Source organism: Tessaracoccus antarcticus, assembly GCF_003688855.1.
Classification (GTDB): Bacteria; Actinomycetota; Actinomycetes; order Propionibacteriales; family Propionibacteriaceae; genus Arachnia; species Arachnia antarctica.
Window position 1 is genome coordinate 841,786 of record NZ_REFW01000002.1, and the last position, 14,109, is coordinate 855,894.

The following is a 14,109-nucleotide window of genomic DNA, read 5'->3' on the forward strand; positions in this document are numbered from 1 at the left end:
CGCACTGCCCGCGGGTCGAGGATCGCCACCGGCACCACACCACCCAACCGGCCGTCATACGCCCCAGGACCAAAGGACACGAACTATGTTAGAACTCGGTGAAATGCTGCAACCGCATCTTGCAGGGACCAGCCTGTGGCCCCTGATGCGGCAGGCAGGAATCGTCCGTGCGGTGGGGACCTTCTATCAGCCGGACAGGTTGGAATACGGGGAGCAGCCGTGGGACTTCCTCCCCATGCTCCGGCTCAAGCAGCAGTACAACGACAACGGCTTCCAACTCGACGTGATCGAGGACCGCCCCCCCATGGAACTCACCAAGCGGGGACTCCCGGGACGAGACGAAGAGATCGACCACGTCATCACTCTCATCGAAAACATGGGCCGTCTCGAGGTCCCAGTCTGGTGCTACGCGTGGATGGCAGACTTCGGCTGGCTCAGGACGTCCACGACCATCCCCGCTCGCGGCGGCTCAACGGTCAGCGGTTTCAATCTGGATCTCATGCGCGACGCCCCGCCCACCCCACAGGGCTCACTGAGTGAGGAGACGCTCTGGAGCAGCCTGAAGTACTTCCTTGACTGCGTGCTCCCAGCTGCTGAGCGAGCGGGCGTGACGCTGGCGATGCACCCCGACGACCCACCGCGCTCCCCCATCCGAGCGGTTGGACGCATCATGAGCAGCATTGAGGGATTCGACCGCCTCCTCTCTCTCAACCCCAGCGCCCGCAACGCCATCACCTTCTGTCAGGGCAACTTCCGCCTCATGACCGACGACCTTCCTGCAGCGATCCACCATTTCGGCAGGCAGGGGAAAATCGCGTTCGTCCACATGCGGGACGTCGCTGGCACGCGCGACAACTTCGTGGAGACGTGGCACGACGCCGGCCCCACCGACATGGTCGCCTGTTTCAACGCTTACCGGGAGATCGGGTTCGACGGTGTCATGCGTTCAGATCACGTCCCCTCCCTCATCGGCGAGGAAGACCTCATCGCCGGCTACGGAACGCTTGGCCGGCTGTTCGCCGTCGGGTACTTGCGCGGCCTCCAGCAGGCTGCCTTTCACTGAGTCCCATTGCCCTGCGACCCACATCGCGGTGGCCCCCATCCATCGTCACCCCAACATTTCGGAGAGTGGACATGCACATCCAGCCAGGGCTTGAGACCATCCAGGCAATGACCGATCAGTGGCACGGTGATCGCTTCGACGACGGAAGGCCGCGGGTACCCGATGCCGTACTCGAAGAACTCCGTACGGCCACCATTGAGCAGGTCTGGCAGGTTTTGTGGGACGCGGGCTATGAGCACCAGTTCGAGGGTGACTGGTTGGTCACCCATCCCGGCCGGCGTCTGGTGGGCCGGGCCGTCACGGCACAGTTCCTGCCCCGACGCCCGGACCTGGACGATGTCATGGTGGAGACCGCGAACCGCGAAGGCCGACCGACCCGCTCGGACAACCAGAACTGGCTCGTGGTGGAGTCCCTAGTGGACGGCGACGTGATGGTGGTGGACATCTTCGGCAAGATCTACGAGGGCACGGTGATTGGGGACCAACTCGGCACCGCCATCGACTCCAAGACCAAAGCCGGAGCGGTGATCCACGGCGGTATCCGGGACCTTGAGGGCATCACCTCGCTTTCCAACAGCGTCGTGTACTACCGCGGCACGGATCCCACACCCATCCGTAAAGTGACATTGGCCGGTCTGAACATCCCGGTCCGCATAGGGGGGGCTACGGCCATGCCTGGCGACGTCGTCCTTGGTACACCCGCAGGCGTCCTGTTCATCCCACCGCATCTTGCCGAGGAGGCTGCGCAACAGGGCGCCGCGACCCGACGCCGCGACCTGTTCGCCAAGGGCCGCCTCGCGGAAGGTCGGTACTCCACCTCGCAGATTGACGTCGAGATCTGGGCCGAAGACATAGAAATCGACTACCTGTCCTGGAGCAGCGCCCAGGGGTGACGTTCATGCCACTGGCCGTACGTGCGCGCCACGTCGCCCCGCCTGTCGACGTGGATCGGAGCAGCAGGAGCATCTCTTCGAGGTGTGTTTCCAGACCGGAGATGGATGTGGTGAGGGGCAATCCGTCCGCGGACGCTCGGAGGATCTGACACGCCATACATGGTGGATCAAAGCCGCGTCGTGGGGCCACACCTTCTCTCATTACTCACGGCTCCCGTGGCGTCACTCGTTTCGACCCAGGGATTGACGAGTTGCTGGGCGACCGGAGTGACAGACTGGCCGTATGCGCATTGCTCTCACTGGATCCTCTGGCAAACTCGGCTCGGTCGTCGCACGTCAGCTTCGTGAACTCGGCCATGATGTTGTGGGGTTGGATGTTGTTGGCCAACGCGGGGACGGATTCGTACGAGTCGAGTTGACGGACTACGGCCAGGTCGCCGACGCTCTGGCAGGCGTGGACCGCTCCCCCCGTTTCGATGCGGTCGTCCATCTTGGCGCCATCCCCGCCCCCGGGATTCTCCCCGATGCTGCCACCTTCCACAACAACATGACGAGCACGTTCAACGTGTTCTGGGCGGCGGTGCGCACCGGCATCCGACGCATCGTCTATGCGTCCAGTGAGACCGTGCTCGGCCTGCCGTTCGACGTGCCACCCCCCTACATTCCCGTCGACGAGGAGTACGCCCCGCGTCCCGAGTCGGTGTACTCCATTGTCAAGACGCTCGAAGAGCAGTTGGCCCGCGAGTTGGTGCGTTGGCACCCCGATCTGTCGATCACCGCACTTCGTTTCTCGAACGTCATGTGGCCAGAGGACTATGCGGAGTTCCCGACGTTCGATGCCGACGCCACCCTGCGCAAGTGGAACCTCTGGGGCTACATCGATGCGCGCGACGGTTCCCAGGCGGTTGAGCGTGCACTCGAGGTGGCACCCCCCGGGTTCGACAACTTCATCATCGCGGCGGCCGACACCGTCATGTCGCGGCGGAATGCCGAGCTCGTTGCAGAAGTGTTTCCCCAGACCCCGGTCCATGGCGATCTTGGCGAGCACGACACGATGCTCAGCATCCACAAAGCCCGACGCCTGCTCGGCTTCGATCCGCAGCACACCTGGCGCACGGAGGCCTGAGTCCGCGTCGCCGTGCGTTCCTGGAGTCGGTGACCGGAGTGTGGGAGGCTGATCAGCCCCTCATCGGGTACTGCAGCGCATCGTTGTCGGCTCGCAGGATGGCGGATTCTGCGAACGGCTCGTCCCGGATGACCAACCGGAGAGGCACCTCGTAGGCGGTATCGGCGCTGGGCGGCGGCGCGTCACCGTCGGGCCGTTCTTCGATTGACACGCGTCCTCCGCTGAGCGACTGCACCCTTCCCTGGAGCCATGCGAGGAAGCTGGCCCGGGCAGCAGGAAGACTCAGTGCGCGAGTCAGGGCGTCCCCCACCAATGAGGGGGCGAATGGGGAGAGGTCGGGCGCGCGAACATCGGCCAGAGCAACTGCGATTGCCTCGTAGATGTCGAGGTCGTTGGCCACGAGCCCGTCCCCTTCCCGTCTACAGGACTGCAAGGACGAGCGGCAGGGTTCGCATGCCGATCTGGGCGACCTGCCCCCAGTCGACATCTGCGACCGTGTCGGTCACCGTGTCCCAGGCATCCGAGAGCCACGACTTGCTGAGGTCGGGCGAGTACTCCTTGCCTTCCTTGTGTGCCTGGATCGGCTGGATCGCTGCCTGTAGCCACATTCCGAGTGCCTTGGTGAAGGCCGGGTCGTCCAGGTGTGGCGTGACGATCTCCTTCAGTTGGGCGACAGCCTGATCCTTGGCAACTTGTGTGGTGAAGGCCTTGCCGATTCCGAAGATGCTCATGACCTGACTGACCGTCTGGCCGGCGACCCGGGGGTCGATGCCCACGGTGGACGCCACCGTCGAGGCAACGCTCGGAATGATGCTGCTGAAGAAGTCCATCCAGCCCTTGTCTTCAGCGCTGGTCGGTGTGGTTGCTGTGAGTGCCATAGTGCACTCCCTTTCCGGTTGTGGGTGGATTCTCTTGGTCGCCTCATCCAGACATGCCTGGATGGTGTGGTTGGTGGCCCTAGCCGCCAACCCCGAGACCCTGAAGGAACGAGTCGAACAAGCCGTCGCTCGGCGCGTCCTCTGGCGAAAGGGTCTGAGTTCCTGTGGGTGTCGACGATTCGGTCGCTGCGCCGTAGCCGATGATGGTTTGCGTGAGCCAGCCGGCATGGGCGATGGGGGCCTCGACGATGGGGGTCTGGCGCATGTTCAGTGTCTGCAGTCGTTGATCGACGCTTCCACACAACGCCTCGGCCGATCTTGATGTGCCGCCGGCCTCGATCTCACAACCGAGCGCCCAAGTGAACGCCGAGAGCCCGTCAGTGGGAGGGCTTCCTGCAGCCGCGGTCTGGTCGCCAAGGCATGCTGCGAACAGCACCCCATTCAGTTCAGAGCCACCGTCAACGCTCTTCGCTGAGGGTGCAGAATTCGTTCCAAATGCTGCCGGGGAGAACTGTTTCGCGACCGTCCCGGTGTCAGAAGTAGCCGGGTGGCCGAAGGACTTGAAAGAGGTGGCCTGGGTGAGACGCGCCACGTCGGCAGCAGCCCGTTCGGGAGTCGGCCTCCACACCTTCGCGCGCGCGGCCTGGAGGCCGCCCGGAGCGAAGAACAGCTTCTCGAGCCCTCCCGAGTGACAGGCATCGATGACGCAGGTCAGTGTGCCGAGCGCCACGTTCTGGCTGAGGTCGACCAACTCGGTGTCCTCGAGGAACGCGTCGTACAGGCAGAGGACCTCGGTGTAGGTGGTGCCCTTGACATAGCGGTACCCGTGGGAGGACTCGAAGAAGACGATTTCGTCTCCGGCGCTCACTCCGTCGAAAAGGTGGCTCAGTTGCTCCCGTACATTTGCGAGAGTGGCGTCGTTGTCGTGGAGGACGGCGATGTCCTGGGCATCGAACCCGTAGTAGCGCTGCAGCAGGTCCTGGAATCGTCGGGTATCTGCCACGCAACTATTCAGATTGTTCTGGGGGTCTGGATAGACATCAATGCCCACCAGAAGCGCCCTCTTTGAGGTCATGACTCTGCTCTCACTTTCTGGATGCGATGGAGGATGTACAGGGCTGGGCGGGACCGTGGGGGCAATTCCTCAGCTGTGCAGCCTTGGCCAGCTTTCTGCGGGTGCCATGGCGAGTGGACCGCACCCCCAACCGAGGCCCAGGCCCACAACGTTGTTCACGATGGTCTTCGTCGTTCGCATTGCTCAGCTCCATCCAGATGCTGTACTGGTGTTCCATCTGGGTGCTGTACAGGTTGCAACCATCGTGACCGGAGCCGCCACGATTGGGCAGACCCGTGTCCCACTTGGACACGGCCGCCAGAAGGTCGACGTCAGCAGTGCATTCGGTCTTCGGAGATGTGTGGAACAAGAGGTCCCGGATGGAACTCAACCTTGAACACCTTCACAGCTTCGCGGTTCTCGTACGAACGGCCCATTTCGGGCGGGCGGCGGAGGAACTGCACATGACGACGTCTGGCCTCTCCAAACGCATCCGTTGCCTGGAAAGGGAGGTCGGTGCGCTCCTCGTCGAGCGTGGACCGGGCGGATATCAGGGACTCACCGATCGTGGAAGATCGCTGGCGGAGCGGGCACCACTGATACTGATCGCCGCTCACTCCGCACGCCGGGACGGGGACGATGAGGTGGTGGTGCTGGGCTTCCCCGGACGGCTCAGCGACTACTTCACTCAAACGCAATTTGGACTCCTGGTGGATTGCCTGTCCTGGGAGCGCCCCTTGACACATCTCCGGCTACAGGGTGTTTCCTATGCAGATGTCCGGGATTGCGTCATCAATGGCTCCGTCGACGTTCTGATCGACATGGTGGACCCCATCCGAGCCGGCTCTCTTCAGATCCCCCTTGCAGAAGTTTCTCGCTCCGCCGTAGTCACTGACTCCAGCGCTCTCGGCGAACAGGATCCTGTGTTCCTCCAAGACGTCGTGGCGGAGCCGATTCTGCACGATTCCCGCCTCGACCCGTCCTGGATGGGTCCCTGGGTGCTCGCGGACGTGGAGAGGCACTCACCCGGGCGACTCGTTGACGTGGCTGCATCCGGGTTCCGGGAAATCAGCGAGGCCGTCAGGACGGGTCGAGGTATCGCTGTGGTGCCGGGATTCATGGCCCAATCGCTCCTACCGGCCGGGTTGAGGGGAAGGACCATCCTGGACGCGCCGCTCGTACAGGTCCGTGCGGTCATTCGCTGTGGTGAGAGTCGCCCCCAGGTAGCGGCCTTGGTCCGTGTACTGCAGGTGCTTGGGCATGCTCTGAGCTCTCCTGTTTCAGCGCCACCCGGCGCCCGAGACCACCGCAGATGAGAGGCGGGTGGCTGGGCGCTCACTCGGGGAGGTCGTCGCCGTCCTGCAGATCGGAGCCCCACCCGGCGGCGAAGAGGATGTCCGCCCCCTGAACATCTTCAACAAGTCGGCTCAGCAGTTCCGAGGCACTTCTGGAGCGCAGGAGCGCGTGCTGGTCCATCGTGTTGAGCGGTGCGATGCCGGCGACCTGCCAGATGCGCTGCGCCAGATCGGACGACAGTTCTATGTCGGCCGGCCATGGAACTTCGACGAACTCAGTTGCCCTCGAGATGGTGGCACGCACCGCAGCCTCGGCCTCGTTGACCTCTGAGGGGGTGGACTCATCAATCTCCACAGGGGCAAGCTCGCGCACCTCCGCCCGCGGGAACGGATCATCCTGCAGCCAGCGGACCACCTCGAAACGTGCACCACCCGTGGCCAGCAGCACGATGAAGCCCTCGCTCTGCTCCACGGAAACGATGCGGGCCACCGTGCCCACCCCGAACCGGGTGTCGCCGCCCCCGACCTCGGAGCCTCGTTCAATCAGCACCACCCCGAACTCTTGCTCAGTCTCCTTGAGCACCGACGACAGCATCGCGATGTAGCGCGGCTCGAAAACTCGGAGCTGCAACGGCATCCCGGGAAACAGCACGGATCCGAGAGGGAACATCGCTAGCTCACGCGTGGCGCCGGTCATGACAACGATCCTGCCGGACGAAGGCCGGCGAAGCGAGCCCTGACAGCAACTTCGCGAGGGCGTTCTCGGGGATCAGTGAGGGCACATGAGGCGCAGGGAGACGCGCCGGACAATCGTTGGGCAACCTCTCAAGGTCGCTGGATGGCTTTGGCCGGAGTCCGGATGTTGCCGGGATCGGGAGCAGCGTAGAGGTTCCCGAACCCGTCCCTGATCTCCCCGACACAAACACTTCCCGGCGGGCTGGTCGCACCTCTGAGGAACACTGAATCAACAACCGTGCCGCCGGGGTGTGACGTGGGATGCACGACAGCAGACAGCCCGCTGACCGCAAGGTTGGCCTGCAGGAACTCCAGCGGAGTCCCACAATCGAAGGCCATGGCCTGTGTGACGAACAGGTCGAGAGAGCCGATCCTCGGTCGCCAGACTTCCTCGTAGAGTCCCGACGGCTTGACCTGCAGCCCCCGCGCCAACTCGTTGGGCAGGAGGCTGGCACCCACGAACCTCAGGGTGCCGAAGTCACTGGCTCGACCGACATCCTTCACAAGAAGACGAGGCCCCGTCCGGTCCCATCCGGCAACGAAATCCTCGTCGAGTGCTGCGAGCCAGGTGTCGGCATTGAGGATGAGCAGGTCATCATCTTCCAACCAGTGGGCCACCTGTGCCACGGCGCCTGCGGTACCCATCAACTGGGGTTCCCGCGAGACGTGGATCGAGGACCGCTCGACGAACTCGACGATCTGCTCCGCCAGGTGGAAGGCGTTCACGGCCGTCCTCGCTGCCACGGCCGCCGCCTGGCTGATGGACCTGGCCAGCAACTCCTCGTTGTTCACGGTGAGTAGGGGTTTGGGGGTCACGTCGGTGAACGGTCGCATGCGGGTGCCCAGACCTGCCGCCAACACCAGGCAGGCCAGCCCTCGCTGCGGAGGCTCCACCGATTCACAGGCATGACAGATCCCAGGGCGTGGAGGGTTGCGGCTCATCGTTGCCCTTCGTCAGTCACTGGATGGTGATTGTGCCACCGGCATCGACAGTATGCAGGAAGGTGACCGCATTCCGCTCCTCCTACTGGGCCATGAATTCAGGGCTGCAGCGTTGGGTCTGGCTTTTCTGATCAAGACGAACGTGGGCCGGTCGAATCCTGGGCGTCCTTTAAGGTGTCTTGGCCTCGGCCACCGACGCGCACGTCGATTTGCTCACACGGCTTGCCCCCGAACGCGCCTTGCGCACCCAACGGGCCGTTGCCCGCGAGTGGATTGACGACCAGCGCGCCGTCGGCGGCATCGGTATCATCGGGCTCACACTGTCGGAGCCGGACGGGCTCATTGACGCCGCGAGCGACGCTCGCCTGCCCTTCGTCATTGTCGACCCCGTGGACACGCACCATCGCCGCATGGTGAGCGTCGGGTCGAGCAACTGGGCTGGCGCACGCACCGCGACGGAGCACCTCATAGGGCTCGGGCACACGCTCATCGCATGGATCGGTGGGCCCGAGGGCTCCGATGCCGCCCGCGACCGTCTCTACGGCTACCAGGCGGCGCTCGACGCCGCCGGGCTCGAGATCGACCCTGCCCTTATCCGGTCGGGCCAGTTCGACGTTGCTGAAGGCGCTCGGCACGCACGTGAACTCCTCACCTCGACGAACCCGCCCACAGCGATCATGGGGGCCGACGACGAGATGGCCTTTGGCGTGCTCGCCACAGCCCACGCGCTTGGCATCCGGGTGCCGGACCAGCTCAGCGTCATTGGTTTTGATGACACGCCGCAGGCTGCATGGGCGACCCCACCACTGACCACCGTCCATCAGCACCTCGAAGGCATGGGATGGATGGCGGTCGAGACCGTCCTCGCGATGGCTGAAGGGCGCCGTCCCGCGTCGCGGCACGTCGAGCTGGCAACATCACTCACGGTCCGCGACAGCACGAGCGTGGCGCCTCACTGAGCCAACGGCGCCCCCTGTGCCCGTGGACGAACTCAAGTCATGACACATCGACCAACGGACAGCCGGGCTGCGAATGCGCGGCTCCCCGATTGGCAAATTCGCCCGCAGAGTGCACGTCGTGCAATCGTCGATGCGGCATTGTGCCGTGATGTAGCTTGCCCAGAATCCAGCGGCAGCGGTGGACCGACGTGCTGTGCCCCACAGGGAAGGACCACACCTCGTCCGCTGTCCAAAATCCTGGCGCTACTCACCCTGCGGCGTGGCGGGGCCGTCTTCGAGTCGGCGTCAAAAACTGAGCCACCTCGTGGCGAGCGCTGGCACTGACGTGGTGAGGTTGTTCCTCGCCAAGCCTCTCCCGTGACACTCGTTGCGCGGCAACACCGTTATCGCCACGGTCAGCATCTACCGCCCGGTCGTGATTCCACCTCGATCATTGGCAAACGCGTTCGTGCCGGGGCCCGGATGTAACTCCAGGCCCCGGCACGACGATTCTTCAGTGGTGTGTCAGGAGAACAGGACGATGTTGTTGAAGATCTCCTTGGTGATCCAGCCGTAGCGGACGGGCTGGCCGGTCTTAGCGATGTTGTCGATCACTTTGGCCGTGGCGTAGGAACGGCACCCGTTTCCGCCGGTGGCGGGCGTATTGCATTCGGTCCTCCACTGACGTCCGTCAGCAGCGGTCCAGGAGCCGGTCCTGGCCAGCGGATTGCCCGCCCACACCGACTTCTTGGCGGGGAGGTAGGTGAGGTTGTTGAAGGTCCAGCCCAGCTTCTTGATGAATTGTCCCTTGACCTGGGTCACCGTGGTGGCCTGGATGAGGGTGCGGCAGCGCTGGGTGACGGAGTAGGGCTCGCAGGACGTGAACCAGTGGCGCCCGTTGTAGTTGTGGTAGCCGGGTGTGGTGTAGATCGATCCCGGGTACGAGGGGGTGGGCGGCGGGGTCGTGACCGGCGGGGTGGTGGTCGGCGGGGTGCAGGTGGTGGCACCAACGGTCACGATCCCGCTGATCTTGACGGTGTTCCCCTCAGCATCCTTGGTGGGGCTTGCCGTCCACCCGTCAGGGATGGTGGTGAAGGCGTGACCGTCCTTGGCGGTGGCGATGATCAGGTACTTTCCTGCCGCCAGTGAACTGAGGTCACCGGCCTTGGTGCCGGTCTTCTCACCGACGTAGACCTCCACAGAAGCAACACCGTCCTGGGTCAGGGTCACCGATCCAGGCACCGATGCTCCGGAAGCGCTGCAGGTCTGCGGGGCTGTGGTGGCGGAAATGGTGGCCGCCAGGGGTGTCTTGGCAACACCAATGCGATCCATCATGTAATTGGCCACATGAACGAAGTAGTCCTCCCCCTCAGGGGTCAGGTAGCCAGCACTGATCTGCCGCGCATCCACTTCGGCCATCAACGCCAGGTACTGTGCGCGGGTCTTGTAGGCGGTGGTGAAATCACTCAACGACATCAGATCCATCACACCATGAGCTGTGAATCCCGGACCATCTGTTCCAAGATACTGACCGAGGGGGTGGTCGATGAGACCGTAGCGAACCCCTCCCAGGGCGTTGCCGGCGTCGTCCCGCAGGAGCGCTCCGGTAGCGGTGGTGGTCTCCCACAACGACGGTGCAGCCGGAATGCCTTCCTGGTGCCACTTCACCAGCGCGTCCGTCGCCGCAAAGATGGTGGGCTCCAGAGGGTAGTGATTGAGCCTCTCCAGAAATTCGGGCTTGTGGACATCAGTGTTGAACGACCGGCCGCTCTTTGCGATCTCCTCATCGGAAGGGATCACCGGCGACAGCAGATCAGTGTGAGGGGTACCGGGTACCGCCCAGACACGCTGCTTCGGCGGAAGGCTCCGGGGGCCTCTCCTGTCCAGGATCGCCTCTGAGTCCACGAGGATGTTGGGAACCGAAAGCACCGGATCCACAGCCGGGGTGGCCCGACCACCCGTCCGCAGTGAGCGACCGGTGAGACCAGCGACATTCAAGTAGCCGTCGTAGACCGACTGACCGTTCGCCTCCTCCGCGAGACCGGCGATCTTGTTGGTGTAGGTGGCAAGGTAACCGCCCGATTGGGACTGCCCCGTCAACAAGATGGTCTTGGGCTCCTGGCCGCCCAGGATGAGACCTGCATCCTCACTCTTCAGAAGGGCACCCATCTGGGCGATGATGTCCCACGCCTGCCCCTCCTCATCCCAGGCAACCGGGGCATAGCGCACGGGATCGTAAGTCTTCAACGCCTCAATCTGACTCGGCTTCGAGACGATTCCCACATACGTGTCTCCATTGGCGAAATGATGCTGCCACAGCCTGCGCCACATATCCTCACCAGCGAACCCATTCGAGGCGTTAGTCACTTCGACATCGATCACCCCGGAAGAGTCAGCCGCCTTGGCGGGGCGGCGCACGATGATGCGGTTCACGTAGGGAACATCCTCCGTCACAACCGCGACGTCGCCACTGGCGTCGTCATACACATTACTGGTCCCAGAGAGGAAATATTCCTCTTCCACATAGCCGTAATCCGCCACGTCGAACGGCACCCTGGCCCGCTTCATGCTGGAGAACATGTGGGTGGTGTCGTCCTCAAGAATGGGCCCCTGCACCTCCGGAATCATACTCAGTGAATGCATGATCGAATCATCCGGATTTGCATTTGGGCCGGCATTCTCCGCGGAAGCGGGGACTACCCATAGCGAACACGTCATGGCTGAAGCAGCCGCCAAGGCCGACGCAGCACGTATTCTGCGGTGAGAAACTGAGGGTGGCATCTGATTGTCCATTCTCTCGGTGGATAACGCCATGGTTCTTTTACTTCGCGCATCTCATGCAGAATAAAAGAGCAACGACAGCCGTCGTCGTGGGACGCCGCACCCGGATCTTCAGTGACCTTGGGTGAGCACAAGCTAGCGCCGTCGAAATTGGCCCTCCAAGAGGTTGCCACCATTTGCCACACCACCAACGTGCCCTTCTCGTCAGAGCGGCCGAGCCGGGGCGAGGCCATCCCCGGGGGTCGGAACTGTCGATGACGGCTCGAGAGCCCGAAGATGTTGTGACGACGCGGCCATCAGATGCACGGGCCGTCAAGGCCTGCGCACCCTCACCGATCGCCGGATCGAGGTGGAGGGCCCACTGAACGCAGGGCGTGCGTCCGTGGGTACAGCGATACGAACCACACAGTTCTCATCCGGATCCTGTGAGGGCACACTCCCGGACCTTTGACATGACTGCGCAGCGACGGCAGGACGAGAAAACGGCAAGAGACTTGAGTGAGCTATTCAGTAGATTGAGTGTGGATTGTTCCCGCTTGGATTTCCCTGGTGGGTCCAACCAACGCTGCCATAGTCATTCGTTTTTGCTTGTGAAGCAACGTGCTTTTTATGGCTGCGTCAAGTATTAAAATGGAACGTTGTTGGGGTGGTTCAGAAGTGGTTGCTCACCCCATCGATCGTGGCTGGTTGCAACCGTGTGGGGTCCGGTCATGGCAGGGTGCGGGTAAGCTCTTTGTTGTAGCTTTGTGGGCTCTTCACAGATAAGAGTGGGTGACCTGATCAGGATCTTGTCGGGCTGGTGATGTGAGGGAGCCCTCAGGTTGCAAAGATGGAGGTCTCTAACGTCTCCGCTTTCCAACCCAAGGGCTCTTGTGAGAAACGCTACCCCACCTTGCCTTGATCAGTTCTGCCGTCTGGACCGTCTGGGTCTGAGCGTGGTGGCTCAACGGGTCGAACCGGGATACACGATGTTGTCGTGCGTGCCGACGACGGCCCCGACGTCTTGTCCTGTGTGCGGCCAACCAGGTGGCCGTCATGACACCGTGGTTCGTCGCGTGGCGCATGTCCCGTTTAGGTGGAAACCGACAATATTGGAGGTGTTGGCGCCGCGGTACCGGTGCCGGCCATGCGGGCGGATCTGGCGTCACAATCTTCAGGCCGCTGCTCCGTCTCGGAGCAAGCTCTCGCGGGATGCGATCACGTTGGCGGTGAAGTCCGTGGTCATTGATCGGATGTCGATCGCCCGAATCGCAGCCAACTTGGGCGTGGCGTGGAAAACCGCCCACGACGCGATCCTGGCGAGTGCCGCTGAGTTGCTCATCAACGACCCTGACAGGCTCGATGGGGTCACGACGGTCGGCGTCGATGAACATGTGTGGCGTCACACACGCTTCGGCGGCAAGTACGTCACCGTGATCATCGATCTCACTCCGACAAGAACCGGAACCGGTCCATCGCGCCTGCTCGCGGTGGTCGAGGGACGCTCGAAGAAGGCGTTCAAGACCTGGCTCGAGGCCCAGACCCAACAGTTCCGAAAGGCCGTAGAGGTCGTCGCAATGGACGGCTTCACCGGCTACAAGAGCGCTGCAGTGGAAGCCATCGAGAAGGTGAAGATCGTGATGGACCCGTTCCATGTGGTCGCCTTAGCCGGCACGAAACTCGACGAGTGCAGGCAGCGTCTCCAGCAAGAAACCTTGGGCCATCGTGGACGCTCAGGCGACCCGCTCTATGGGATCCGCCGGGCCGCGAGAACCCGCGCCGGACTGCTGACTGAGAAGCAACACCACCGACTCGCCGCTGTCTTCGCCAACGAGGACCATGTCGCATTCGAGGTGACGTGGAGCGTCTACCAAAGGGTCATCGACGCTTACCAAGCCGAGAAACCTGCGACCGGGAAGAAGCTCATGACCGACTTGATCAAGAGCATCCACACCGGTGTTCCCAACGGGTTGCCAGAGGTCCGCATCCTGGGTCGCACGATGCAGCTGCGTCGTGATGACATCGTGGCCTACTTTGATCATCCGGGCACCAGTAACGGTCCCTCCGAAGCGATAAATGGGCTGTTGGAACACCTACGCGGCACTGCTCGGGGCTTCCGGAACCTGACCCACTACATCGCCAGATGCCTACTGGACGCTGGCGGCTTCATGAATCGCTCTGGGTTAGTTGGAGACTCCTGAGTTTGGAACGAGGATGGGGTCATGCCGAACGAGGTATCAGTAGGGAAGCCGACGACGCGTCGGTATTCAGAGCAGGAGAAGGCCGCTGCGGTGCGGATGGTCCGCAGCCTGAGGGCAGAGTTGGGATCCAGTCAGAACACCGTGGGTCGGGTCGCGACGCAGTTGGGCTACGGTGCCGAGTCCGTGCGGGCCTGGGTCAAGCAAGCCGACATTGATGACGGCGT

Annotated in this window: 13 protein-coding genes; 7 read left to right on the forward strand and 6 right to left on the reverse strand. The window is 62.9% G+C overall.

The window, feature by feature from the left end:
• The first annotated feature begins 85 nt into the window (after positions 1-85).
• The 3 genes from EAX62_RS11170 to EAX62_RS11180 all read left to right on the forward strand — a co-directional run bounded on the left by EAX62_RS11170 (position 86) and on the right by EAX62_RS11180 (position 3,082).
• Positions 86-1,063: a mannonate dehydratase gene (locus tag EAX62_RS11170; RefSeq protein WP_121901711.1), complete on the forward strand. Its 978-nt coding sequence runs from the start codon at positions 86-88 to the stop codon at positions 1,061-1,063.
• Between the two features lie 107 nt (positions 1,064-1,170).
• Entirely contained in the window at positions 1,171-1,956 is a 786-nt protein-coding gene (locus EAX62_RS11175) for an RraA family protein (RefSeq protein ID WP_233557900.1), read from the forward strand.
• Positions 1,957-2,239: 283 nt separating this feature from the next.
• On the forward strand, positions 2,240-3,082 hold the full coding sequence (locus tag EAX62_RS11180) for an NAD-dependent epimerase/dehydratase family protein (protein WP_121901713.1): 843 nt from the start codon (positions 2,240-2,242) through the stop codon (positions 3,080-3,082).
• A gap of 52 nt (positions 3,083-3,134) precedes the next feature.
• Here EAX62_RS11180 and EAX62_RS11185 read toward each other — a convergent pair whose 3' ends face one another.
• From EAX62_RS11185 to EAX62_RS11195, 3 genes are all read right to left on the reverse strand, one after another.
• The gene (locus EAX62_RS11185; RefSeq protein ID WP_121901714.1) at positions 3,135-3,482 is read right to left on the reverse strand and encodes a hypothetical protein; all 348 of its coding nucleotides are present in this window, start codon (positions 3,480-3,482) and stop codon (positions 3,135-3,137) included.
• A gap of 19 nt (positions 3,483-3,501) precedes the next feature.
• The gene (locus EAX62_RS11190; protein ID WP_121901715.1) at positions 3,502-3,960 is read right to left on the reverse strand and encodes a hypothetical protein; all 459 of its coding nucleotides are present in this window, start codon (positions 3,958-3,960) and stop codon (positions 3,502-3,504) included.
• Positions 3,961-4,039: 79 nt separating this feature from the next.
• The gene (locus EAX62_RS11195) at positions 4,040-5,035 is read right to left on the reverse strand and encodes a caspase family protein (RefSeq protein WP_121901716.1); all 996 of its coding nucleotides are present in this window, start codon (positions 5,033-5,035) and stop codon (positions 4,040-4,042) included.
• Between the two features lie 359 nt (positions 5,036-5,394).
• Here EAX62_RS11195 and EAX62_RS11200 point away from each other — a divergent pair, with 359 nt between their 5' ends.
• Positions 5,395-6,330 carry a LysR family transcriptional regulator gene (locus tag EAX62_RS11200; RefSeq protein ID WP_121901717.1) on the forward strand — a complete coding sequence of 312 codons (936 nt, stop codon included), beginning with the start codon at positions 5,395-5,397 and terminating at the stop codon, positions 6,328-6,330.
• A gap of 19 nt (positions 6,331-6,349) precedes the next feature.
• Here EAX62_RS11200 and EAX62_RS11205 read toward each other — a convergent pair whose 3' ends face one another.
• Both EAX62_RS11205 and EAX62_RS11210 read right to left on the reverse strand, forming a co-directional pair.
• A complete protein-coding gene (locus EAX62_RS11205) occupies positions 6,350-7,006 on the reverse strand; it encodes an LON peptidase substrate-binding domain-containing protein (protein WP_199711237.1) in 657 nt (218 codons plus the stop codon).
• 128 nt (positions 7,007-7,134) lie between these two features.
• Positions 7,135-7,938 (reverse strand): nucleotidyltransferase family protein, encoded by an 804-nt coding sequence (locus tag EAX62_RS11210; protein ID WP_158600653.1) that lies wholly within the window; start codon positions 7,936-7,938, stop codon positions 7,135-7,137.
• 227 nt (positions 7,939-8,165) lie between these two features.
• Here EAX62_RS11210 and EAX62_RS11215 point away from each other — a divergent pair, with 227 nt between their 5' ends.
• Entirely contained in the window at positions 8,166-8,945 is a 780-nt protein-coding gene (locus EAX62_RS11215) for a substrate-binding domain-containing protein (RefSeq protein ID WP_199711238.1), read from the forward strand.
• A 504-nt stretch (positions 8,946-9,449) separates the two neighbouring features.
• Here the strand turns inward: EAX62_RS11215 and EAX62_RS11220 are convergent.
• Positions 9,450-11,567: an alpha/beta hydrolase domain-containing protein gene (locus EAX62_RS11220; RefSeq protein WP_147454091.1), complete on the reverse strand. Its 2,118-nt coding sequence runs from the start codon at positions 11,565-11,567 to the stop codon at positions 9,450-9,452.
• A 1,010-nt stretch (positions 11,568-12,577) separates the two neighbouring features.
• On the opposite strand from EAX62_RS11220, the gene EAX62_RS11225 reads away from it, so the two are divergent.
• Both EAX62_RS11225 and EAX62_RS11230 read left to right on the forward strand, forming a co-directional pair.
• Positions 12,578-13,885, forward strand: coding sequence for an ISL3 family transposase (locus EAX62_RS11225; protein ID WP_121901720.1), 1,308 nt, complete (start codon positions 12,578-12,580; stop codon positions 13,883-13,885).
• A 21-nt stretch (positions 13,886-13,906) separates the two neighbouring features.
• Positions 13,907-14,109, forward strand: a 203-nt coding sequence (locus tag EAX62_RS11230) for a transposase (protein WP_233557901.1), incomplete at its 3' end; no start/stop codon positions are given.